General features: G+C 56.8%; 21 protein-coding genes. 5 read left to right on the top strand and 16 right to left on the bottom strand.

The genetic code is table 11. The features are described 5' to 3' along the window. Window positions 1-43: 43 nt before the first annotated feature. The 10 genes from ACYASS_RS10990 to ACYASS_RS10945 form a co-directional block, all read right to left on the bottom strand. Window positions 44-271 (bottom strand): hypothetical protein, encoded by a 228-nt coding sequence (locus ACYASS_RS10990; protein ID WP_243244842.1) that lies wholly within the window; start codon window positions 269-271, stop codon window positions 44-46. Next, window positions 271-987 carry a lipopolysaccharide kinase InaA family protein gene (locus ACYASS_RS10985; protein WP_463586116.1) on the bottom strand — a complete coding sequence of 239 codons (717 nt, stop codon included), beginning with the start codon at window positions 985-987 and terminating at the stop codon, window positions 271-273. The genes ACYASS_RS10990 and ACYASS_RS10985 overlap by 1 nt, the downstream gene beginning before the upstream one ends. A gap of 4 nt (window positions 988-991) precedes the next feature. Beyond that, window positions 992-1,672, bottom strand: a complete 681-nt coding sequence (locus ACYASS_RS10980; RefSeq protein ID WP_463586115.1) for a class I SAM-dependent methyltransferase — start codon at window positions 1,670-1,672, stop codon at window positions 992-994. 211 nt (window positions 1,673-1,883) lie between these two features. Continuing rightward, window positions 1,884-3,164 carry a sensor histidine kinase gene (locus tag ACYASS_RS10975; protein WP_463586114.1) on the bottom strand — a complete coding sequence of 427 codons (1,281 nt, stop codon included), beginning with the start codon at window positions 3,162-3,164 and terminating at the stop codon, window positions 1,884-1,886. Next, window positions 3,154-3,837: a two-component system response regulator ColR gene (gene colR, locus ACYASS_RS10970; RefSeq protein WP_027900279.1), complete on the bottom strand. Its 684-nt coding sequence runs from the start codon at window positions 3,835-3,837 to the stop codon at window positions 3,154-3,156. Before colR ends, ACYASS_RS10975 begins: the two co-directional genes overlap by 11 nt. Before the next feature lie 471 nt (window positions 3,838-4,308). After that, window positions 4,309-5,955 (bottom strand): chaperonin GroEL, encoded by a 1,647-nt coding sequence (gene groL / locus ACYASS_RS10965; protein ID WP_122662666.1) that lies wholly within the window; start codon window positions 5,953-5,955, stop codon window positions 4,309-4,311. A gap of 51 nt (window positions 5,956-6,006) precedes the next feature. Further along, window positions 6,007-6,300 carry a co-chaperone GroES gene (locus tag ACYASS_RS10960; protein WP_087264828.1) on the bottom strand — a complete coding sequence of 98 codons (294 nt, stop codon included), beginning with the start codon at window positions 6,298-6,300 and terminating at the stop codon, window positions 6,007-6,009. Between the two features lie 259 nt (window positions 6,301-6,559). Beyond that, window positions 6,560-7,042 carry an FxsA family protein gene (locus tag ACYASS_RS10955; protein WP_122662668.1) on the bottom strand — a complete coding sequence of 161 codons (483 nt, stop codon included), beginning with the start codon at window positions 7,040-7,042 and terminating at the stop codon, window positions 6,560-6,562. 66 nt (window positions 7,043-7,108) lie between these two features. After that, the gene (locus ACYASS_RS10950) at window positions 7,109-7,840 is read right to left on the bottom strand and encodes a HugZ family pyridoxamine 5'-phosphate oxidase (protein WP_463586113.1); all 732 of its coding nucleotides are present in this window, start codon (window positions 7,838-7,840) and stop codon (window positions 7,109-7,111) included. Window positions 7,841-8,182: 342 nt separating this feature from the next. Then, window positions 8,183-9,190 (bottom strand): DUF481 domain-containing protein, encoded by a 1,008-nt coding sequence (locus ACYASS_RS10945; protein ID WP_463586112.1) that lies wholly within the window; start codon window positions 9,188-9,190, stop codon window positions 8,183-8,185. Window positions 9,191-9,411: 221 nt separating this feature from the next. Here ACYASS_RS10945 and ACYASS_RS10940 point away from each other — a divergent pair, with 221 nt between their 5' ends. Together ACYASS_RS10940 and ACYASS_RS10935 are read left to right on the top strand one after the other, a co-directional pair. Further along, window positions 9,412-9,741, top strand: a complete 330-nt coding sequence (locus tag ACYASS_RS10940) for an MGMT family protein (protein WP_463586182.1) — start codon at window positions 9,412-9,414, stop codon at window positions 9,739-9,741. A gap of 42 nt (window positions 9,742-9,783) precedes the next feature. Further along, window positions 9,784-11,340, top strand: a complete 1,557-nt coding sequence (locus ACYASS_RS10935; RefSeq protein WP_463586111.1) for an AmpG family muropeptide MFS transporter — start codon at window positions 9,784-9,786, stop codon at window positions 11,338-11,340. A 104-nt stretch (window positions 11,341-11,444) separates the two neighbouring features. Here the strand turns inward: ACYASS_RS10935 and ACYASS_RS10930 are convergent, their stop codons facing one another. Both ACYASS_RS10930 and ACYASS_RS10925 read right to left on the bottom strand, forming a co-directional pair. After that, window positions 11,445-12,290 carry a mechanosensitive ion channel family protein gene (locus ACYASS_RS10930; protein WP_463586110.1) on the bottom strand — a complete coding sequence of 282 codons (846 nt, stop codon included), beginning with the start codon at window positions 12,288-12,290 and terminating at the stop codon, window positions 11,445-11,447. A gap of 123 nt (window positions 12,291-12,413) precedes the next feature. Further along, window positions 12,414-12,899 carry a YajQ family cyclic di-GMP-binding protein gene (locus ACYASS_RS10925; protein WP_122662678.1) on the bottom strand — a complete coding sequence of 162 codons (486 nt, stop codon included), beginning with the start codon at window positions 12,897-12,899 and terminating at the stop codon, window positions 12,414-12,416. Window positions 12,900-13,058: 159 nt separating this feature from the next. Here ACYASS_RS10925 and ACYASS_RS10920 point away from each other — a divergent pair, with 159 nt between their 5' ends. From ACYASS_RS10920 to ACYASS_RS10910, 3 genes are all read left to right on the top strand, one after another. Further along, complete coding sequence (locus ACYASS_RS10920) at window positions 13,059-13,979, top strand: putative 2-dehydropantoate 2-reductase (RefSeq protein ID WP_463586109.1); 921 nt, start codon at window positions 13,059-13,061, stop codon at window positions 13,977-13,979. An 85-nt stretch (window positions 13,980-14,064) separates the two neighbouring features. Beyond that, window positions 14,065-16,101, top strand: coding sequence for a sensor histidine kinase (locus ACYASS_RS10915; protein WP_463586181.1), 2,037 nt, complete (start codon window positions 14,065-14,067; stop codon window positions 16,099-16,101). Window positions 16,102-16,114: 13 nt separating this feature from the next. Beyond that, window positions 16,115-16,708 (top strand): cob(I)yrinic acid a,c-diamide adenosyltransferase, encoded by a 594-nt coding sequence (locus ACYASS_RS10910; protein ID WP_463586108.1) that lies wholly within the window; start codon window positions 16,115-16,117, stop codon window positions 16,706-16,708. 148 nt (window positions 16,709-16,856) lie between these two features. Here ACYASS_RS10910 and ACYASS_RS10905 read toward each other — a convergent pair whose 3' ends face one another. The 4 genes from ACYASS_RS10905 to secA all read right to left on the bottom strand — a co-directional run bounded on the left by ACYASS_RS10905 (window position 16,857) and on the right by secA (window position 22,781). Beyond that, window positions 16,857-17,801, bottom strand: a complete 945-nt coding sequence (locus ACYASS_RS10905) for a Nudix family hydrolase (RefSeq protein ID WP_463586107.1) — start codon at window positions 17,799-17,801, stop codon at window positions 16,857-16,859. Continuing rightward, a complete protein-coding gene (locus tag ACYASS_RS10900) occupies window positions 17,798-18,430 on the bottom strand; it encodes a glutathione S-transferase family protein (protein WP_463586106.1) in 633 nt (210 codons plus the stop codon). The genes ACYASS_RS10905 and ACYASS_RS10900 overlap by 4 nt, the downstream gene beginning before the upstream one ends. Window positions 18,431-18,695: 265 nt before the next feature. Beyond that, complete coding sequence (argJ, locus tag ACYASS_RS10895; RefSeq protein ID WP_463586105.1) at window positions 18,696-19,913, bottom strand: bifunctional glutamate N-acetyltransferase/amino-acid acetyltransferase ArgJ; 1,218 nt, start codon at window positions 19,911-19,913, stop codon at window positions 18,696-18,698. 135 nt (window positions 19,914-20,048) lie between these two features. Continuing rightward, complete coding sequence (secA, locus tag ACYASS_RS10890) at window positions 20,049-22,781, bottom strand: preprotein translocase subunit SecA (RefSeq protein WP_463586104.1); 2,733 nt, start codon at window positions 22,779-22,781, stop codon at window positions 20,049-20,051. Window positions 22,782-22,914: the final 133 nt, after the last annotated feature.

The following is a 22,914-nucleotide window of genomic DNA, read 5'->3' as shown; positions in this document are numbered from 1 at the left end:
CAATAAAGGGGCCTTAAAGTCGATGTTGCGAAAGCCGTGAGAGCTAACGCGCCGTTCCCGAGCCTTGAGCCAGGCCGAACATCAGGAGCAACAGATCATGACTTGGGCTTACCGTGTCATGCGTCTTCGCTATCCGGGGCAACGGACAATGCCCCTCGCCATGCAATGCGCTCAAAACCTTCGTTCCAGGCTCAACCCAAGCGGCCATGGCGACGGAAGTGACCACCAGCGCACCTAGAATGAACAAACCTCGTGCCAGTTCTAGTTTCATTAGTCTAAACCCTTGATAGCGCTGCCAAACGCTGCCTGATAAAAGTAGACCAACTTCTGCCAATCTGTTGATGAGAACGACGAGTGGCGGCGCAATTGTCTGAGGTCATGACGGGCGGCAGCAACAGGGTTCAAACGGCGTCGACACTTCTCAAGATCGAGCAACGCAATTTCAGCTTTGGCATCTGCACCTTCGCCGACGATACGAACAAATACATGCTTGATGTAAAGACAGCCATGCTGCCAGCGCCCCAAATGCATGCGCGCCAGATTGCTTGCCAGTTCCTGGAGCACTTGATCATGAGTGGCCTCGCCATGCTGCTCCCGGCCACCTGCGGCATACCAGTTATCCAGCTCGACATAGCCGTCAAGCGCAGCAGTCACCAGCAACGCACGCCACTGATGGCTTTCATCACGTTGCGCACCACAGAAAATCAGTTTGGGAACGTTGACATTAAGCTCGCTCAAGCCCTGGATGGCGTCGCGTTCGCGCAACACGGTCGGTCGCCCGAACGGGTGCAGCCAGCTGCGATAGATATGCCCGACCTGCCGTTTGACGTAAATCAGCCGACCATTCTCGGTAAACACTCGTTGTACGCCGCTTTCGCCACCGCGACGCTGGTTGGGTTCTTCAACCCATTCTCCGTGCTGCGTCCAGAAAAAATCGAAACGCTCATCCTTTAAAACCGTGGGCTCCACAGCAACTTGCACGCCCATCTTGTTACCTCTTGCGCAATAGGTACACACGCCACATGGCGTACGTCGGTAAGAAATCCAACCGCTCCTGAATACGAAATCCCGCCTGCTCAAATTCGGCCTCAACAGTAGCGGCCGGTAACACAAAGCGATTCTGGTAACTATCCTGCCCATTCTTCGCGATGCGCTGCTTATCGAGACGCTTGCGCTTCCATGCTTTGAAATTGCCATCCACCCAAAGTGAAACAATCACACTGTCACGTGTAACACGCTGAAACTCCTTTAACAGAGCGAGGCGATGATCGGCTTGACCGACGTGGTGCAGCAGCCGCATACAGAAAATGCTGTCCACGGCGTTATCGGGCAGGTCAATGTCGAATGCAGATGTCTGCAAGGGTTGTACCCGTTTCACCACTTCTGCAGGCTGAGCAGCACAAGCGGTCTTGAGCATGTCTGCCGAGTTGTCTGCGCCGATGATCATCCGGTTCGATTTTTCCGCCAGCAGTGACCAGAAACGACCTGCACCACAGGGCAGATCAAGCACTAACCCAGGATCACCCGCACGATGCAAAGCAGTCCTTGCCAATTGCTCATCGCGCCAATGAGACAAGCGACGGGACAGATTGTCCTTATGCTTTTGCAAATATTGTTGGGCATGCTCTTGGTCGTACTTGCGTGAGAACTCAAGCTCGATGCGCTTGCTCATGGGGCGGCTCCTGAAGTTGATGAACTCAAGATAGCCAGCGCGCTGTCATGATCAGGTCATGCTTATGTGAAAAAAATGTCGGGCAGGAGGACGAATGTTTCCAGATACTTCAATGAGTTAGCAGCCCTGTTACAAAGCACAAAGGCGGGCGTCAGATTTGTTTCAGAACTGAAACAAGGCGGTTATTTAACGGGCGAAAAAGAAGCTGGGTTTACTTTCTGAGTTTCACACTGAATCTGCAACCGTTGGGTTCCATCGGGCTGAGGCTGACACTCCACCCTTGGTTCTCACAGATCCGTTGAACGAGTGACAGGCCCAGGCCAAGACCTTCGCCGCGCTGTTCATTGCCCCGCACGAAAGGTTCGAACATGGCTTCTCGCTTCTCCTCCGGGATTCCGACACCGCTGTCCTCCACCAGAAAGCCTTCCTGCTGCAACGTAAGGGTGATGAATCCCTGATCGGTGTAGTGCAAGGCATTGCGCAGTAGATTACCCATGACCGCATGCAGGAAAGTGGAGTTATAAAGGATCCCTGAAGGCTCGTTTGAGCCGATCGATCGAACGGTCAGTTGCAGCCCTTTGCTTTCGATAGGGTCGCGCCAAAGTGCGATCAGGTCTTCAGCAACACTCTGCAGTGACACCTTGGGGACCATGTTGGCGTCTTCACGTTGCGTGCGGGCCAACATGAGAAAGGTCTGCACAAGGTCACGCATCTCTTCGCAAGCCCGGGCAATCCGCTCGACCTGCGCCCTCGCCCGGGTATCAAGCGCCGGATTGTCCAGCAGCAACTCGCAGGAGCTGGCGAGTACCATCAAGGGGGTTCTTAGCTCATGGCTGACATCGCTGGTGAACATACGCTCGCGAGTCAACGCCTGACGCAAGCGCCCCAGCGTCGCATCGAAGGCGACGGCCAGTTCACCCACCTCGTCAGCGGCGTAATCGGGTGCCAGCGGCGGTGCCAGGCCGAGTAGCTGATCGCGATGGCGTACCTGCCGGGCCAATCGCACAACAGGCGCCATAACCCGCCGAGCCAACACCCAGCCCAGGAACACCGCCAGTCCTAAAGCAAGCACGAAACCCACCAGCACGACTGCGAACAAGACCCGCTCGCGCTCTTCAAAATCGCTCTGATCCTGAAGCAGCGCATAACGGCGTCCGTCCACGACTTCGACCATGGCGTGATACGACAGCGGGCCACGAAACACTTCATGGAAGCCTGGATCGAGGTGCCGGAGGTCGCTGGGTATATCGAAATCGCCGGGGCCGCCGCTGAAATAGAACAGCTGATCAGGCTCCGGACGGTGACTCCAGTCGCTGACACTGTCGAGCAGCAGTAAACGGTGCAGGTCGCCGCCCAGGCCAGCTGAAATCAGTTTCTCTTCTACCAGGTGGACAGTCGCGACGATCCCCATGGCAAAGGAACCCGCCACTAACGCGCTCATCAACGCGAAAGCGATGATGATGCGTTGAGCAAGGCTTTGCTTAAACTCCATCCCGGCCCTCGGCCAGGCGGTAGCCGACACCGTGTACGGTTTGCAGCAGCGGTTTGTCGAAAGGCTTGTCGATGACCTGACGCAACTGGTGCACATGACTGCGCAGGCTGTCGCTGTCCGGGCAATCGTCACCCCAGAGGGCTTCTTCCAAGACTTCGCGACGCAGTACGTGCGGGCTTTTCTGCATCAAAACGGCGAGCAGCTTCAGGCCGACCGGGTTGAGCTTGAGCAGACGACCTTCACGGGTTACTTCCAGCGTATCGAGGTCGTAGACCAGTTCGGCGACTTGCAGGGTGCGTCGCCCGCCTCCTTGGGCACGGCGCAATACGGCTTCGATGCGTGCCGCCAATTCGGACAGGGCGAAAGGTTTGAGCAGGTAGTCGTCTGCACCGGAGCGGAAGCCTTGCAGGCGATCATCCAGTTGGTCGCGGGCGGTGAGCATGATGACCGGGGTGTCGCGGCGCGCATCTTCACGCAGGCGTTTGCAGAGGGTGTAGCCATCAATGCCAGGCAGCATGATGTCGAGGACGATGAGGTCGTAATGTTCGGTTGCCGCCAGATGTAATCCGGAGAGGCCATCCTGTGCACAATCGACGGTATAGCCTTTCATGCCGAGATAATCGGCAAGGTTGGCCAGGATGTCCCGGTTGTCTTCGACAAGAAGAATTCGCATGTGCACGCCCTCCATCAGCAATAGGCTGGCGCAGCTTAAGGCTAACGGTGGGCAAGAGCCAGTAGCAGATGGAGTTACTTGAGGTGAGCTTGACATCGGGTGGCAACAACATTTTTTGTGCTGCTTATTTTGGTTTCGCACTGACGGTCGACCCCCTTTGTTTCGGCAAAGGGGGGAAACCATTTATCGCTGACGTGCGGCCCCTGCTTCGCAGGGGTTCCTTCGACTCCGGTGCCGTGGTGTGGGCACGCGCCGACGGGCCATCCATGGCCCAACGGCGCTCGCTCGGCATCCATGCCGAGCAACCCACACCACGACACCTGCGCTCAGCCTTCCGACGCTCGTTTGGCGTTGTTCTTGAGACTTGTATGGGGCGGTAGCCTGCTGAAGCAAAGCCAGGATCCTGCCTATAAAAAAACCCCGCACAAGGCGGGGTTCTTTTATGGGTTACAGCTAAGCGGTGAAGCTGGCTTACATCATGCCGCCCATACCACCCATGCCGCCCATGTCTGGCATACCGCCGCCAGCTGGTGCTTTGTCGTCCGGAGCGTCAGCGATCATGGCTTCGGTGGTGATCATCAGGCTGGCGATAGAGGACGCAGCCTGCAGAGCAGAGCGAGTCACTTTAGCCGGGTCCAGGATGCCCATTTCGATCATGTCGCCGTATTCGCCGGTAGCAGCGTTGTAACCGAAGTTACCCGAACCCTGCTTGACCTTGTCGACTACAACGCTTGGCTCGTCACCGGAGTTGGCAACGATCTGACGCAGTGGAGCTTCTACAGCGCGACGCAGCAGAGCGATACCAACGTTCTGATCGGCGTTGTCGCCTTTCAGTTCGGCGATTGCTTGCAGGGAGCGGACCAGAGCTACGCCACCGCCAGGTACCACGCCTTCTTCAACGGCTGCACGAGTAGCGTGCAGGGCGTCTTCAACGCGGGCTTTCTTCTCTTTCATTTCAACTTCGGAACCAGCGCCGACTTTGATAACTGCAACGCCGCCGGACAGCTTGGCCAGACGCTCTTGCAGTTTCTCTTTGTCGTAGTCCGAAGTGGTGTCACCGATCTGCTGACGAATCTGCGAGATGCGACCGTCGATGTCGGTGCGAACGCCTGCACCGTCGATGATGGTGGTGTTTTCTTTGTTCAGCACAACGCGCTTGGCATTACCCAGGTGTTCCAGGGTAGTGGTTTCCAGGCTCAGGCCGATTTCTTCGGAGATAACGGTACCGCCAGTCAGGACAGCGATGTCCTGCAGCATTGCCTTGCGACGGTCGCCGAAGCCTGGAGCCTTGACGGCTGCAACTTTGACGATGCCACGCATGTTGTTCACAACCAGAGTCGCCAGGGCTTCGCCTTCAACGTCTTCAGCAACGATCAACAGCGGACGGCCAGCTTTGGCCACTGCTTCCAGAACTGGCAGCATTTCGCGGATGTTCGAGATTTTCTTGTCGACCAGCAGGATCAGCGGGCTGTCCAGCTCGGCAACCATGGTGTCTGGCTTGTTGATGAAGTACGGGGACAGGTAGCCACGGTCGAACTGCATGCCTTCAACAACGGACAATTCGTTTTCCAGGCCAGTGCCTTCTTCAACGGTGATAACGCCGTCTTTGGTCACTTTTTCCATGGCTTCAGCAATGATGTCGCCGATGGAATTGTCGGAGTTCGCGGAGATAGTACCTACCTGAGCGATAGCCTTGGTGTCGGTGCAAGGCTTGGACAGTTTTTTCAGTTCAGCAACGATGGCGATGGTCGCCTTGTCGATGCCGCGCTTGAGGTCCATCGGGTTCATGCCGGCAGCGACGGCTTTCAGGCCTTCGTTGACGATAGCCTGAGCCAGAACGGTTGCAGTGGTAGTACCGTCACCAGCGTCATCGTTTGCACGGGAAGCAACGTCTTTGACCAACTGCGCGCCCATGTTTTCGAAACGGTCTTTGAGTTCGATTTCTTTAGCAACCGAAACACCGTCTTTGGTGATCAGAGGAGCACCGAAGCTCTTCTCGATGATGACGTTACGGCCTTTTGGGCCCAGAGTTGCTTTTACTGCGTCAGCCAGGACGTTGACACCGGCGAGCATTTTTTTACGGCCAGAATCGCCGAATTTAACTTCTTTAGCAGCCATGATCGATCTTCCTTAAATACTTTGAGTAGTAACGGAAACTAGTGGGGTGACTCAGGCTTCGACGACCGCGAGAATTTCGTTCTCGCTCATCACCAGCAGGTCTTCGCCATCTACTTTCACAGTGTTGCTGCCGGAGTACGGGCCAAACACCACTTTGTCACCCACTTTCACGGCCAGCGCACGTACTTCGCCGTTGTCCAGCACGCGGCCGGTACCTACAGCAATGATCTCGCCACGGTTTGGCTTTTCAGCAGCCGAACCTGGCAGAACGATACCGCCAGCAGTTTTGGATTCTTCTTCGCTGCGACGGATTACGACGCGGTCATGCAGAGGACGAAGCTTCATTGTCGATCTCCTAATTATGGTTTTTGAACGGCCAGTGAAGACACCGGCGGGTTAAAACATCCGGCGCTGCCGGTTGCGGTTCGACGAGCGAACCGCAGAATACGGTCTGGCGAAATGGCCAGAAACCTTGCGGTGACCCATACATAAGGGCGGGCATGGTGATTACAAGGCCAGCCATTGAATTTTTTTGTTGAAAGTTACCGCGTCATAAAACACACGCGGCACCCTGAGGTGCCGCGCAGCGGGGCTATGGAGGCGATTATTTGTCGCGATGTTCGAACTCGCCTTCGATCACATCCGGCTCGCGAGTCGGAGGGTGGATCGCTCCCGGACGACCCGGATCGTTACTCGCCGGCATGTCTTCTGCGAAGGCGCGCTGACGAATAGCCTGCTCTTCAGCACGTTTGCGCATGGTGTTGACCAGCACCCGACGTGTAACAGGCAACAGGCAGATCACACCAAGAATGTCGCTGATAAAGCCCGGCAACAGAAGAAGCCCGCCACCGACGGCAATCATCAAGCCTTCAAGCATCTGCTGGGCAGGCAGTTCGCCACGCGACAGGCTTTCACGCGCACGCATGGCAGTAGCAAACCCGGCAACCCGGATAACGAACAGGCCCAACAGCGAGGTTGCGACCACCATCAGGAATGTCGGAAAGAAGCCGATCGACATGCCCACCCGCACCAGAACGAACAGTTCCAATACCGGAAAAAGAAGGAACAGCAGTAGAAAAACACGCATCAATTGAATTCCTCAACGCAAGAATGCCTTGCAGTAGACCCTACGTGACGTCATCAAAGCGTGAATTCAAGCCTCCTGACTATCACGAGTGGGCCATTTTTCCGCGTGAGCCAGCTGAACCAAGGCTTCGCGGACTTGTTTCGGTGTATTACAGGGCTCACTGAAAGCCAGCCAGTATAGGCTCTGACCGATGCGCAAGTGCATGCCTTCGCTGTCGATACCTGCCAACTGTGCCGTCTCACCTTGTGGCAGCCCCGTGAGCTGCACATAGTGGGCAATGGCGTTGGCGTGATCAGCATTCATGTGCTCGACCATGCCGGCTTCAGCGGAGCCCGCAAACGGGTTCGCCAGCTCAACGTGATCCAGCCAGTGAATTGCACCGAAACCGCCGATAAAGCGATAGCGCACCGGCACCAATACCCAGAAATCGAAGTCATGGGCGCTGTGATAGCTCTGCGATTCAGGGAAAAAACGGTAATAGCGCTGAGCAGCGCTCTCGATGGCGTCCGTTTCAACAAGCTTTTGGGCTTCAGCCATGACCGTCACGCGTCCAGTCGCCTGAACGTCGTCAGCTTCGCGCTCGCCCACCAACAGCGAGCATTTAGCGTCCTTGCCCAGGTTGTGGGTGTGCTGAGCGATGCGACTGATCAGAATCAGAGGTCGCCCCTGATCATCAAGGCAATACGGTACCGAAGAACCAAAAGGGAAACCCGGCATGGATTTGGAGTGCGTGGACAGCACGCCTCTGTATTCCTTGAGCAGCAGCTCCCGCGCCTGCTTGATAGCCTTCACACTCATCCAGTGACTCCTCGTAACGAACTCGTCGACGGTCGACGCACGTATAAATAAAGCTGAACAATAATCAGCAGTGATTGGGCACGTGCACGGCTTCGCAAGACAAGTTAAAAATTATTACGATCAGCTTTTTTTTGCAGCGCTTGGGGGGAGTTGCGTGCCGAGGCTGGCGTTGACCGTGGTACCGGATTTATTCGGGAAGAGCGTATTTCAAACAGGCTGAGGATATACCGGCCCTTTCGCGAATGAATTCGCTCCCACGGGGTTTGTAACGCACCCCACAATTTCTCTCCCGCCGAATAACGAATGCAGCGGGAGATATCTGAAAACAGGCTAGCCAGCCGTTTACCAGGTCACACCAAAGCCTGCGGTGTAGCGGGTTTTGTCCAGATCGCCATCGTCGGAGCCGCTGATAACGTTCTTCTCGGCTTTCAGGTTCAACGAAGCCCAGTCAGTGACTTTGTAACGCAGCCCTACTTCTGCATCGAGTGCGTAATCAGCAACGTTGCTCAACGGCCTGCCTAGCTCACCGTTGGTAAAGAATTCAACTTTTTTACCGATCAGGAAGCGGTTGTAGTCCCACGTACCCGCCACGGAATAGAAGTTTTCCTTGTTCCCGTTGGAGAACTCGTAATCAGTGCGGTTAAGCAGAGCGCCGAGCTTGAAAGCGCCCAACTCGTCATCCCAGAACTGGTAGCCAGGGCCCGTACCCACAACACGCTGACGGCTCAGGTCTTCCACTTTGTCGCGCTTGTAGCTGATCCGGCCATCCCAGAAAAATTTCTCGGTCAGGAAGCGGTCGATGGAGTACTCGGCACTCCAGTTGTCGGTGCTGACCACATCATCCTGAGTTTCGCGGTTGTAATCGCCTTTGGCGTTATGCCGCCATTGACCATGCCGAGCCGAAGTCTTGAAGGCCAGGTTGTAGTCGTCGGTATCGTTCTCGGCCTTCTGGAAGTCCATTGCCAGATCGACATTGCCTTTCCATACCAGATCAGTGATGACCGGCTTGGGCTTGAGGATCTGCTGAATGCTGGCCAACTCGACGGTTTTTGGCGCCTCGCCGTTGGTCAGCGTGACTTTGCCGTCATCCGACGCTTTCAACGATTTGGCAATTTCACCCTGATACTGATCCTGCTTGACCATCAACTGCTGGTCACTCTCCAGGGTCTTGACCTGTTTCCAGTCCACAGGGATTGCGCCCCCATAGGAGGTCTCGATCAGCAGCTTGCCGCCGTCGAACAGCTTGATGGTACCGGTGATCTTGTCGCCGTTCTTCAACCAGACGGTGTCGGCGAGCAACGGAGTGGCGGCGATGGAGGCAGCGAGGAACAGCAGAGTTCTGGTCAGCATAAGCAACTAGGAGGCTCAGTTAGCGGAAAATCGGGCATCATCTGCGAAGATGACGTCAAGGCAATCGAAGACCGCCGCGGGCACAGAAAACACAGACAGTGGGATTTTTCTGTAGTTCAAAACCCGGACAGCCGCCCATCTATAAAACAGCTATAAACAGACCTATAAACAGGAGGGAAATGGTGACCAGCGAGCAACGGCACTGCGCGGACCCGACAGGTATGGACCCGGCCCAGGCGCGGCGTACTGCGCTGTACCTTACGCTCAATCAGGTACCGGAAGGAAAAGTTGTCACTTACGGGCAACTGGCTGAACTGGCAGGCCTGGGCCGCGCTGCTCGCTGGGTCGGAAGAACCCTGAGCCAGTTGCCAGACGGCAGTTCACTGCCGTGGCACCGGGTGATAGGCGCTGGTGGCAAGGTCAGCTTGTCGGTCGGGACGACCTCAGGCGACGAACAACGCGCCCGTTTACGCGCTGAAGGCGTCCTTGTGGAGAACAATCGGGTAGATATCCGGCGTCATGGCTGGCGTCCGATAGAGCACAGCGGTTAGAGTGCGCCCTTTGTTTTCGTAACCTGAGGCAGACTCCAGCCCATGCCCCGTAAAACCTGGCGCGCCGCGCTCGCCGCATATGCCAGCCCCTCGACGTTAGTGCTGTTGTTGCTCGGATTCGCTGCGGGCATGCCCTACATGTTGGTGTTCTCTACTCTGTCGGTCTGGTTGCGTGAAGCCGGTGTCGCCCGTGAAACCATCGGCTATGCCAGCCTGATCGGGCTCGCCTATGCCTTTAAATGGGTATGGTCACCCTTGCTCGACCAATGGCGCCTGCCGCTGCTGGGCAAGCTGGGTCGACGTCGTTCCTGGCTGGTCCTGTCGCAGAGTCTGGTAATCCTGGGCTTGATCGGCATGGGCTTCTGCGATCCGCAGCAGCACCTTTCATGGCTGATCGCAATTGCCGTCGTCGTAGCGTTTTCCTCAGCGACTCAAGACATCGCCATCGATGCTTATCGCCTGGAAATCGCCAACGACACTCAGCAAGCCGCCCTCGCGGCCAGCTACATGTCTGGCTACCGTGTTGCGGCGCTGCTAGCCACGGCGGGCGCGCTGTATTTCGCTGAAGGATTTGGGTCTACGGGCTTCGCCTACAAACACTCTGCATGGACAGGCACGTATGTGCTGTTCGGTCTGCTGATGCTGCCAGCCTTGATCACAACCCTGATCATGCGCGAGCCTCCTGTGGCATTGCGCACCCAGCTGTCGGCGGCGCGCTATGGCTTCGCGCACCAACTGGCCTCGGTGTTCGTCTTGATCGTGCTGTTGGTGTCGGTCCCGGCGATGTTTACCCAGCTCTACAACACAGACTTCGCCAGCGTGCTGTTTCAGAACGCCAGCTGGACGGACTTGCTGATGGAAGACCGCGCCTTTCTGCGCGCCATCCTCTACATCGTACTGACTGTCGCGTGCCTGTCTTCAATGGGCCGACGCGGCCTGGCGCCGGTACTGACGCCCATCAACGACTTCATCCTGCGCTATCGCTGGCAAGCATTTCTGTTGCTCGGACTGATCGCTACCTATCGCATGTCAGACACGGTCATGGGCGTAATGGCCAACGTGTTTTATATCGATCAGGGTTTTACCAAGGATCAGATCGCCAGTGTCAGCAAGATCTTTGGCCTGATCATGACGCTGCTGGGCGCAGGCTTTGGCGGATTGCTGATCGTGCGTTTTGGCATCATGCCGATTCTGTTCATTGGCGGCCTGAGTTCAGCTGCCACCAACCTGCTATTCCTGATGCTGGCCGACATGGGGCCGAACCTGAAGATGCTGGTGCTGACCATTTCGCTGGACAATTTCAGCTCTGGGTTGGCGACTTCAGCGTTCGTGGCGTATCTATCCAGCCTGACCAACCTCAAGTTCTCGGCAACCCAATACGCGCTGCTCAGCTCGATCATGCTGCTGCTGCCGCGTTTGTTGGGAGGCTATTCGGGGGTCGTCGTGGAGAAGTATGGCTATCACAACTTCTTCCTGATCACCGCACTGCTGGGTGTTCCGACGCTGATCATGATCATCTTGCAGTGGAGCAAGGAGGCGCGCCAGGACAAAGCGGCTGAGGTGCTTGAGGCAGAGAAGCCCTCGCAAGAACAACTTTAACGCCGCAACGCTGAATCTGTAGGAGCTGCCGAAGGCTGCGATGGCGGCGTGTCAGCCAGAATGCTTTCGCAGCCTTCGGCAGCTCCTACAAAGTCATATGTTAATTACTGCGATGCCGGAGAATCCTGAACCACGCGAATCACTCGCTGCGGGAACGGGATGTCGATATTGGCAGCACGCAGGCGGTCGCGGGCTTCAGCATTGAAGCGGTTCGACACATCGCCAAAATCGCCGGTCTTGACCCATACCCGCAACGAAACAGTGATTGAGCTATCACCCAGCGCAGCCACCACGGCCTGCGGCGCAGGATCCTGCAACACCCGAGGATCGTCTGCCATGTCCATCAGGACTTGCAGCGCCTGTTTAAGGTCAGCCTCGTAATCAACGCCCACATCAAAGGTGATCTTGCGGGTTGGCTGACGATTGGTGTTGGTGATAATCCCGTTGGACAGATTGCCGTTGGGCAGGATCACCGTCTTGTTGTCACCGGTACGCACTACGGTATGGAATATCTGGATATTGTCTACAGTGCCGGCGATACCCTGGGCTTCGATCCAGTCGCCGATACGGAATGGGCGGAAAAGCAGAATCAGTACGCCACCGGCGAAATTCGCCAGACTGCCTTGCAATGCAAGACCAATCGCCAGACCCGCAGCACCGATAGCAGCCACGAACGAGGTGGTTTCAATCCCGATCATCGACGCAACGCTGACGATCAGCAGAATCTTCAGAATGATGTTGGCCAGACTGCTGATAAAGCCCTGCAATGCCAGGTCCGCATTGCGCAGCGCCAATAGCGCGCCCACTTTGGTGGTCAAGCGGTTGATCAGCCACCAGCCGATGGTCAGGGTAACCAACGCCAACAGCACGCGGCTGCCGTATTGCATGATCATTGGAATCCAGGCCTGGGAGGCCTTTATCAGATGATCCATTTCGGCATTCAAATCCATATTTATCTCCTTGCGATCGCGAAACTGGCGGCTGAAGCATTGGATCCGGCCCAATGCGCTCAGCCGCTTGCACTGGCCCCGCGTTCGGGGATAAGTGGCTCCCCCCACGCCAAGGCCGAGTGATCAGTCACGGAAGTTATTGAACTGCAGCGGCATACCAAACTCATTGGCACGTAATACAGCCATGGCTTCTTGCAGGTCATCACGCTTCTTGCCGGTGACGCGTACTTGCTCACCTTGAATGGCAGCCTGAACCTTGAGCTTGGCGTCTTTAATGTGCGCGACGATTTTCTTCGCCAACTCTTTGTCGATGCCTTCTTTGAGCACCGCGTCCTGCTTCATCAACTTGCCGGATGCAAACGCGTCTTTGACCTCAAGGCATTTGACGTCGATCTTGCGTTTGACCAGGCAGAGCTTGAGGATTTCGATCATCGCTTCAAGCTGGAACTCAGCCTCGGCAGTCAGATTGACCGTCAGGTCCTTTTCCTTGAACTCGAACTCACCTTTACCTTTCAAGTCGTAGCGACGGTCCAGCTCTTTGATAGCGTTATCGACGGCATTAGTGACTTCGTGTTTATCCAGTTCGGACACTACGTCGAACGAGGGCATGTCATTTCTCCAATGGATGGCGTGTCGGAACGCCTGTCTTTGATGTGAATAAAACCCGGTTATTATAACGAGACTTTCCCGCGTTCACTGCGAGCCTTCCATGTCGACAGCCGTTTTCTCGCTCCTGCACAGTTTTCTTCGCTTCGCAGTGACTTGCTGATGAGCGTCGTCTGGCATGTGCTAGGGGCCGGAAGCCTGGGTAGCCTGTGGGCGGCGCGCCTGGCGAGGGCTGGTTTGCCCGTGCGCCTGCTACTGCGTGATGCCACGCGCCTGGCAGATTACGAGGCCAATGGCGCGACCCTGACGCTGGTTGAGCAAGGTGTTGAAAGTCGGCTGGCAATCAGCGCACAGCTCGTCGGCAGCGCAGAACCTATCCAACGGCTGTTGCTGGCATGCAAGGCTTACGATGCCGAGCTGGCAGTGGCTGCCCTGGCGCTGCGGCTGGTACCTGACGCGGAAATCATCCTGCTGCAAAACGGTTTGGGCAGTCAGGACGCGGTAGCCGCAAAAGTCCCGAAAGCCCGTTGTATCTGCGCCTCCAGTACCGAAGGAGCGTTTCGCGAACGCGACTGGCGAGTGGTGTTTGCCGGGCATGGTTACAACTGGCTGGGCGACCCTGCTGATCCTGGCCCTCCCGGCTGGTTGAGTGAACTGCAACAGGCCGGCATCCCCCATGAATGGACGCCAGAGATTCTCACCCGGCTATGGCGCAAGCTGGCCCTGAACTGCGCGATCAATCCACTGACGGTACTTTACGACTGCCGCAACGGCGACTTGACGCAGCATCACTGTGAAGTGGCGACGCTGTGCGAGGAGTTAAGCGAACTGCTCCAGTGTTGCGGCCAACCCGAAGCTGCCGTGGATTTACATCGCGATGTGCAACGAGTCATTCAGGCAACAGCAGCCAATTACTCATCAATGCATCAAGATGTCGTGCAACGACGCCGCACAGAGATCAGTTATCTGTTGGGTTACGCCTGCGCAGCGGCTGATCGACATCATTGTTCTGTTCCACATTTGCAACAGCTCAAAAAACGACTGGTTCAGCACCTGACAATCAACGGCCTGCCCATAGATTAGGCTTCAGGCAAAGGCTCGCCCGGTTTGCTCAAGGGCCAGAGTGCGCGCTACCCTGAACATTCCTCATCCGTATGTGATTCGTCTCATGCCATTGCGCCAACGCCTGGAAAACCTGCCGGTCGGCCAGAAGCTACTGGCAGCCCTGCTGGTCTTGCTGACTACCGTCCTGCTGGTCGCCAATCTGACATTCATCGGTGCTGCCTATTACATCTCCCAGGAGGCCATGGCCCCTCAGGCACTGCAGACCATTGGCCGCCTGATCAGCAACCCGAACCTTGCCGAACAAGCGCTCAACTCTTCGACGAATGCCGAATCGTTGCTCAAGGAGCTGAAAAACTATGGCCCGTTGCGTGCTGCCGCGCTTTACGACACAAATGGAGAGCGCCTCGGCCAATTGCAGCAGGGCGAAAAGCTCAAATTGCCCGAGCGCTTCAAAGAGATCGAGGGCTGGCGCATCACGGAGTTTCGTAACACTCAATTGATCCCGGTACCAAAAGCCGGGCAGGCTCCCGGCCACCTGCTGCTGGTAGCCAGTAGCGAATTACCCACCGCGTTCTACACCGGCACCCTGACTGCAAGCCTGGGCATTCTGATCTTCAGCGTGCTGCTCTGGCTGGTTATTGCCCGGCAGATTCGCCGGTTGATTACCGAACCCATTTATCAACTGGAAGAGCTGTCCCGCCAGGTCACCCACGAAGAGAGTTATGCGTTGCGCGCAGCGCCGGGCAACAAGGATGAAATCGGCAGTCTCGCTGAAGCTTTCAACACCATGCTGTCGCGTATCGAGGCCCGGGAGCAGCAACTCAAACGAGCCCGGGATGACTCACAGGAAGCTTACGATCAGGCTCAGGGGCTGGCCGAAGAAACCCGGAACACCAACCGCAAGCTGGAGCTTGAGGTGAAGGTGCGCAGCAAGATCGAGAAGAAGCTCACCGGCTTCCAGAACTATCTGAACAGCATTATTGACTCGATGCCCTCGGCGCTGATCGCGCTTGATGAGCAGCTCTACGTGACTCAATGGAATCAGGAGGCCAGCGCACTCTCCGGGACACCGCTGGATGAGGCTCTCAATCAGCCGATCTTCCTGGCCTTCCCGCCGATGAAAACCTTTCTGCCGCAGCTCAAACAGACGGTAGAGCAGCACAGCGTCACCAAGATCGAGCGGGTGACCTGGATCAAGGATGAGGAACGTCGTCATTACGCGCTGACGTTCTATCCGTTGACCGGCGGCGCAGGCCAGGGCGTGGTGATCCGGGTGGACGACATCACCCAGCGTTTGTCGCTGGAGGAGATGATGGTGCAATCCGAGAAGATGCTTTCCGTCGGCGGCCTCGCCGCAGGTATGGCCCATGAGATCAACAATCCGCTGGGCGCCATTCTGCATAACGTCCAGAACATTCGGCGGCGCCTGTCCGTCGACTTGCAGAAAAATATCGAGCAGGCCGAAGCTGAAGGCATCGAGCTGGAAACGGTGAATCGCTATCTGGTCGGCCGGGAAGTACCGCAGCTACTCGACGGGATCCAGCAGGCCGGAGCCCGCGCAGCAAAAATCGTTAGCCATATGCTCAGTTTCAGTCGCCTCAGCACGCGGCAGATGGCGCCCTGCGACCTTCCTGCATTGATTGATCAAGCCGTAGAGATCGCCAGCAATGACTTTGACCTGACGATCGGTTTCGACTTCAAGGGTCAAGCCATCATTCGTCAGTTCGACCCGGAACTGGGTCCGGTACCGGGGACCGCCAACGAGCTGGAGCAGGTGTTGCTGAATCTGCTCAAAAACGCCGCGCAGGCTATTCATCAGCGCCCCGAGGATGCCGAGCCGGGGCGGATCATCCTGCGTACAAAACTCAATCCCCCCTGGGCTGAGATTCAGGTCGAAGATAACGGCATTGGTATGTCTGAACAGGTGCGCAAGCGTACGTTCGAACCGTTCTTCACCACCAAGGAAATCGGTCAGGGCACCGGCCTTGGGCTCTCGGTCTCGTATTTCATTATCACCAACAATCACAAAGGCCAGATGGAGGTGCACTCCTCTGTCGGCCAGGGCACTTGCTTCACCTTGCGCCTGCCTTTGGCAGGTAGCCAGGTGACCGTGCCTGAGGCGGTTATTTCACCGCTATGACGGAGCATTGAGAATGGGCTTTCGCTTGTCGAAAATTTACACACGCACGGGTGACACCGGCGAAACAGGCCTGGGTGATGGCCGACGCGTGCCGAAGGATCATCCCCGGGTCGAGGCTATCGGCGAAGTCGATACGCTGAACAGCCAGTTGGGATTGCTCCTCGCCGGGCTTGCCGAGCAGTTGTCGCACACCCCTGCTCTCGCTGAGGTCATCGACGTGCTTGCGCCTTGTCAGCATCGGTTGTTCGACCTGGGGGGTGAGCTGGCGATGCCGGTTTATCAGGCCTTGGATCAGGCTGAAATTGATCGTCTGGAAACGGCTATTGACCTGTGGAATGAGGAGTTGGGGCCACTGGAGAATTTCATTCTGCCCGGTGGTTCGGCGCTGATCGCCCAAGCCCAAGTATGCCGCAGCCTTGCCCGCAGCGCCGAGCGCCGTTGTCAGCATCTGAATGCAGTGGAACCACTGGCCGGAGTTGGGCTGGCGTACATCAATCGGTTGTCGGACCTGCTCTTTGTCGCCGCGCGATTGATTGCCAAGCGGCAGGGTATTGCGGAGATATTGTGGGAGGCGGCGAAGAAGCCCAGCCCCGTGCAGAACGGGTAGGCGGCAACTTGTTGGCGGGAGAGCGTTACGCGGTGATTCAATCTTGACGCCTCGCGAACAAGTTCGCTCCTACCAGTTAGTGCTGTATCCGGTAGGAGGCAACTTATTGGCGAGAAGAGTCGCTCGGTGGTTCAGGTATGACGAGTTGCTAATCTTCCGGCCAGAACGCTCTGATCCCCGCCACACCTTGTGCGCCGCTTTCCCAGGCTTGTTGCTGCTCGTCCGGGCCAACGCCACCCAGCAGATACACCGGCTTGCTAAAGCCTGCAATCAGCTCCCGGGCCTGCTCCCAACCCAGTGGCTGAGCGTCAGGATGAGTCTGAGTGGGCTGGACCGGTGACAAGGTCACGAAATCGACGTCCATCAGTTCGGCCAGGGCCAGCTCTTCAGCATTGTGGCAAGAAGCAGCCAGCCAGCGATCCTTCGGAAACGGGCGCCCGTTCGGGGCAAGTTTGCGCAGTTGCGCCGAAGTCAGGTGCCAGCCCGCTGCCGGAAAGTCGCCCAGCCACTCCAGTGGCCCCTTGAGCATCAACTGCGCCTTGCCGGCACACAAACCCACGGCGTCCACTGCAAGATCGCGGTACTGCGGGTCATAGCCATTCGGCGCACGTAGCTGGACCAGCTTGATACCGCAAGCAATCGCCTTTTGCATGCCGCGAAGCAGCTGCGGAGTTTCCAGTTCACCGGGGGTAATCAGGTATTCGCCGGGCAAACGCGCCGCCGCAACAATAGGCTGATTGGCAGCCGGGAATTCATAACTCGCCAGTTCTCGATTGGACACCCAGGCCAACGGCTGCCCTTCGACGCCGTGAGGTTCACCGGTAAACGCCGACACCTCCCAGACATCCAGCAAAACTTGCTTGTCCGGGTAGTCATGCTGAATCTTGATCAGCGGCCTTGCCTGGGTGACGACGATGTTCAGTTCTTCCTGTAGTTCGCGACCAAGCGCTGCCTCGACGGTCTCTCCCGGCTCGACCTTTCCTCCAGGAAACTCCCACAAACCGCCCTGATGCTGAGTGTCGGCACGCCGGGCGATAAGGATTTTGCCGTCAACGCCGCGGATCACCGCCGCAGCTACATGAATACGTTTCACCCTTCAACTTCCTCTAAAGCAGCCTTCTGCCAACGCTGGAACAACGGCCATTGGTAGATGGTTTCGATGTACGCCAGCGCTTCGGCTGGCAGTTCGACCCGATAAGCGCGCAGGCGGATCACCACGGGGGCGAAGAATGCGTCAGCAGCGCTGACCTTGCCGAACAGAAACGGACCGCTTTCAATCGCGACAGCACGGCATTCAGCCCAGAGCTGAACGATACGTTCGATGTCACCCTGTGTATCCACAGGAATGACTTCCAGCGCTTCGTCGCGGCGCAAATCCATTGGCATGCTTGAACGCAATGCAGTAAAGCCGCTGTGCATCTGCGCACATGCCGAACGGGCCTGAGCACGGGCGGATATATCGCTCGGCCACAAACCTGCGTCGGGAAATTGTTCGGCAAGGTATTCAATAATTGCCAGCGAGTCGGCAATTGCACCGTGTTGGGTTTTCAGCAGCGGGACTTTGCCGGTTGGCGAGTGCTCGAGAATCAGCTGGCGGGTGTTGTTCTGATTCAGGCGAATCAGTTGTTCGGTGTATGGCGCCCCCGTCATGTACAGCGCCAGTGCCGGGCGCAGAGACCAGGAGGAAAAGCGTTTGTCGCCGATGATCAGGTGCAGGGTCATTTCAGGTGTCCTTGCTTGGATGAATAGCTATACAGACTGCGTAGCCGCGCCCTTATCAAACAACATGCATTTTCTGAGTTGATACCTATCCTGTAGGAGCTCACCGAGGTTACGAGGCCAGCGATGGCGGAGTTTCAGGCAAACCGCAATCGCTGGCCTCGTAACCTCGGTGAGCTCCTACAGTCCAATGTTGCCGACACAAAGCGCGGTGTCATGGCGCCGAGGCCGTACCTGCAGAAACACCGCACCATCATCGTGAAACAACTTATGTGCGGTATTCCGCGTTGATCTTCACGTACTCATGGGACAGGTCGGTGGTCCAGATAGTCTCGCTGCAATCACCACGGCCCAGCTCAATGCGAATAGTGATTTCAGATTCAGCCATTACCGCCGAACCTTGCTCTTCAGTGTAGGTAGTCGCGCGGCAGCCCTTGCTGGCGATGCAGACGGAACCGAGGAAAACGTCGATCTTGCTCACGTCCAGATCCGGTACGCCAGCACGGCCTACAGCCGCCAGAATACGACCCCAGTTCGGGTCGGAGGCGAACAGCGCGGTTTTGATCAATGGCGAGTGAGCCACTGCATAGCCGACGTCCAGACATTCCTGATGATTGCCACCGCCGTTGACCTCAACGGTCACGAACTTGGTAGCACCTTCGCCGTCGCGCACGATGGCCTGAGCCACTTCCATACACACGTCAAATACGGCTGTTTTCAACGCATCGAACAGCGGACCTTTGGCCTCGGTCACTTCCGGCAGATTGGCCTGGCCGGTTGCGATCAGCATGCAGCAGTCGTTTGTCGAAGTGTCGCCATCAATAGTGATGCGGTTGAACGACTTGTTGGCGCCGTCGCGAATCAGGTCCTGCAGGACACTTTGCGAAACTTTAGCGTCAGTGGCGATGTAGCCCAGCATGGTCGCCATGTTCGGGCGAATCATGCCCGCGCCTTTACTGATGCCGGTCACAGTGACGGTCACGCCGTCGATCTGGAACTGACGGCTGGCGCCTTTTGGCAACGTGTCGGTGGTCATGATGCCGGTTGCCGCAGCAGCCCAGTTATCCACAGACAGGTCGTCCAGGGCAGCTTGCAATGCGCCCTCGATCTTTTCCACAGGCAGCGGCTCGCCAATCACGCCGGTGGAGTACGGCAGCACGGCATTGGCGTCGACGCCGGTCAGCTCGGCGAGCCTGGCGCAAGTGCGCGCAGCATTGACCAGTCCTGGCTCGCCGGTACCGGCGTTGGCGTTACCGGTATTGGTCAGCAAATAACGGACAGGGCCGTTTACACGCTGCTTTGCGAGGATCACCGGTGCCGCGCAGAACGCGTTGAGGGTGAAAACACCGGCGACACTGGAGCCTTCCGCGCAGCGCATCACCACGACGTCCTTGCGGCCCGGACGTTTGATGCCGGCAGATGAAATGCCCAGTTCAAAACCTGGAACCGGGTGCAATGTCGGCAAAGGACCAAGACCAACAGCCATGAGGTGCGCTCCTTGAAAGATATCTGTGCCGCCCGCATCGGTACGGCAATCGATTGAAAAACGCCGCGACAGGTAAGCCGGTCGCGGCGTTAATACTTTTTGTTGCTCAAAACACGCTACGGGTTCAAATCAGTATCAGTTGATTTGGCCGTGGCAATGTTTGTACTTCTTGCCCGAACCACACCAGCACAGCTCGTTGCGACCCTGCTTCTGGTCATTACGGACCGGTATGGAGGCTACATCAACACCCTCTTCAACCAGAACTTCCGGCTGCTCAAGGCCTGGCGCTTCAGCATGTTCGAACTGCATGCGCTGCGCCAGCTCTTCGGCTTCGCGACGCAGACGAGCTTCTTCCTCGGCCGGATCTTCGCGGCGTACCTGAACGTGCGACAGCACACGGATGGTATCGCGCTTGATCGAATCCAGGAGTTCCTGGAACAGGGTGAAGGACTCGCGCTTGTATTCCTGCTTCGGGTTCTTCTGAGCGTAGCCACGCAGGTGAATACCGTGACGCAGGTGATCCATGGTCGACAGGTGGTCTTTCCACAGATCGTCCAGAACGCGCAGCAGAATCTGTTTCTCGAAGGTGCGCAACGCATCGGCGCTGGCTTGCTCTTCTTTCTCGTTATACGCGCCCAGCAGCTCTTCGAGCAGCTTCACACGCAGCGTGTCTTCGTGCAGGTGATCGTCTTCATCAAGCCACTGCTGAATCGGCAGCTTCACACCGAAATCGCTTTCCAGTGCGGCTTCCAGACCTGGAACATCCCACTGTTCCGGCATCGACTGCGGCGGAATGTGCTGACTGATCAGGCTGTTAAGCACGTCTTCACGGAACTCGGCGATAGTGTCACCAATGTTGGTAGCGGCCAGCAGGCTGTTACGCATGTGGTAAATCACTTTACGCTGCTCGTTGGATACGTCGTCAAACTCGAGCAATTGCTTACGAATATCGAAGTTGCGCCCTTCAACTTTGCGCTGTGCCTTCTCGATCGCGTTGGTCACCATGCGGTGTTCAATCGCTTCACCGGACTGCATGCCCAGCGCTTTCATGAAGTTCTTCACCCGATCAGAGGCGAAGATACGCATCAGGCTGTCTTCCAGCGACAGGTAGAAGCGGCTCGAACCGGTGTCGCCCTGACGACCGGCACGGCCACGCAGCTGGTTGTCGATACGACGCGATTCATGACGCTCGGAAGCGATAACGTGCAGACCACCTGCTTCGATCACTTGCTGATGGCGTTTCTGCCAATCGGCCTTGATCTGTGCGATTTGCTCCGGACTCGGGTTTTCCAGCGCAGCAACTTCAACTTCCCAATTACCGCCCAACAGGATGTCGGTACCACGACCAGCCATATTGGTAGCAATGGTCAGCGCGCCAGGACGACCTGCCTGAGCAATAATTTCAGCTTCTTTTTCGTGGAACTTAGCGTTCAGAACCTTGTGTTCGATACCTTCCTGATTAAGCAGCTTGGACATGTGCTCGGAAGTTTCGATGGTTGCCGTACCCACCAGTACCGGACGATTCTCGGCCAGGCAGGCTTTGATGTCGGTGACGATGGCGGCGTACTTCTCTTCCGCCGTCAGGTACACGAGGTCGTTGAAGTCTTTACGCGCCAACGGTTTGTTAGGCGGAATGACCATAACCGACAAGGTATAGATCTGGTGGAATTCGAACGCTTCGGTGTCCGCTGTACCGGTCATGCCAGACAGCTTGTTGTACAGACGGAAGTAGTTCTGGAAGGTAGTCGACGCCAGGGTCTGGCTTTCGGCCTGAATATTCAGGTTTTCCTTCGCTTCGATGGCCTGGTGCAGGCCTTCGGACAGGCGACGACCCGGCATTGTACGACCGGTGTGCTCGTCGACCAGCAGAATCTGGCCGTCCTGAACGATGTACTCGACGTTGCGATGGAACAGCGTGTGCGCACGCAAACCGGCATAGACGTGAGTCAGCAGACCCAAGTTGTGTGCCGAATAAAGGCTCTCGCCTTCAGCCAGCATGCCAACTTCAGTCAGCATCTCTTCGATGAACTGGTGACCGGCTTCGTTCAGTTCAACCTGACGGGTTTTCTCGTCAACGGTGTAGTGACCGGCTTTGGTCACCTCGCCTTCCACTTCCTCGATATGCTGCACGAGGCGTGGGATCAGACGGTTGATTTCGGTGTAGAGCTTGGAGCTGTCTTCAGCCTGACCGGAGATGATCAGCGGCGTACGCGCTTCGTCGATGAGGATCGAGTCCACTTCGTCGATCACGGCAAAATTGAGTTCGCGCTGGAACTTGTCGTCCATGCTGAACGCCATGTTGTCGCGCAGATAGTCGAAACCGAACTCGTTGTTGGTACCGTAGGTGATGTCCGACGCGTAAGCCGCACGCTTTTCTTCAGGCGGCTGGAAAGGCGTGACGATGCCGACGCTCAGACCGAGGAACTCATACAGTGGACGCATCCAGTTGGCGTCACGGCGGGCCAGATAGTCGTTGACCGTTACCACGTGTACGCCCTTCCCGGAGAGCGCATTGAGGTAAACCGCCAGCGTACCCACCAGGGTTTTACCTTCACCGGTACGCATCTCGGCAATCATGCCTTCGTGCAGAGTCATGCCGCCAATCAACTGAACGTCGAAGTGGCGCATACCCATGACGCGCTTACCCGCTTCACGCGCGACCGCGAAAGCTTCAGGAAGCAGCTTATCGAGGGTCTCACCTTTGGCTAAGCGGGCCTTGAACTCTTCGGTCTTGGCACGTAGTTGCTCGTCCGAAAGGGCCACCATTTGCTCTTCGAAGGCATTGACGACTTGTACCGTCTTGAGCATGCGCTTCACTTCACGCTCGTTCTTGCTTCCAAAAAGTTTTTTTAACAAAGGCGCAAACATATCGACAGGATCTTCCAGACATAGGAATGGAGGGCGGCCCCGTGAGTCGCCCGTGCAGCCCTCATGGCCGCATGCGAACGAGCATTCTACCCGGAAACGATGGTGAGGAAAGTGGCGTTATTCCACGATGCTG

This window comes from Pseudomonas sp. HP_14 (assembly GCF_055283875.1).
Note: the sequence above shows the minus strand (reverse complement) of the source record. Positions and strands in the feature narration are given on the sequence as shown.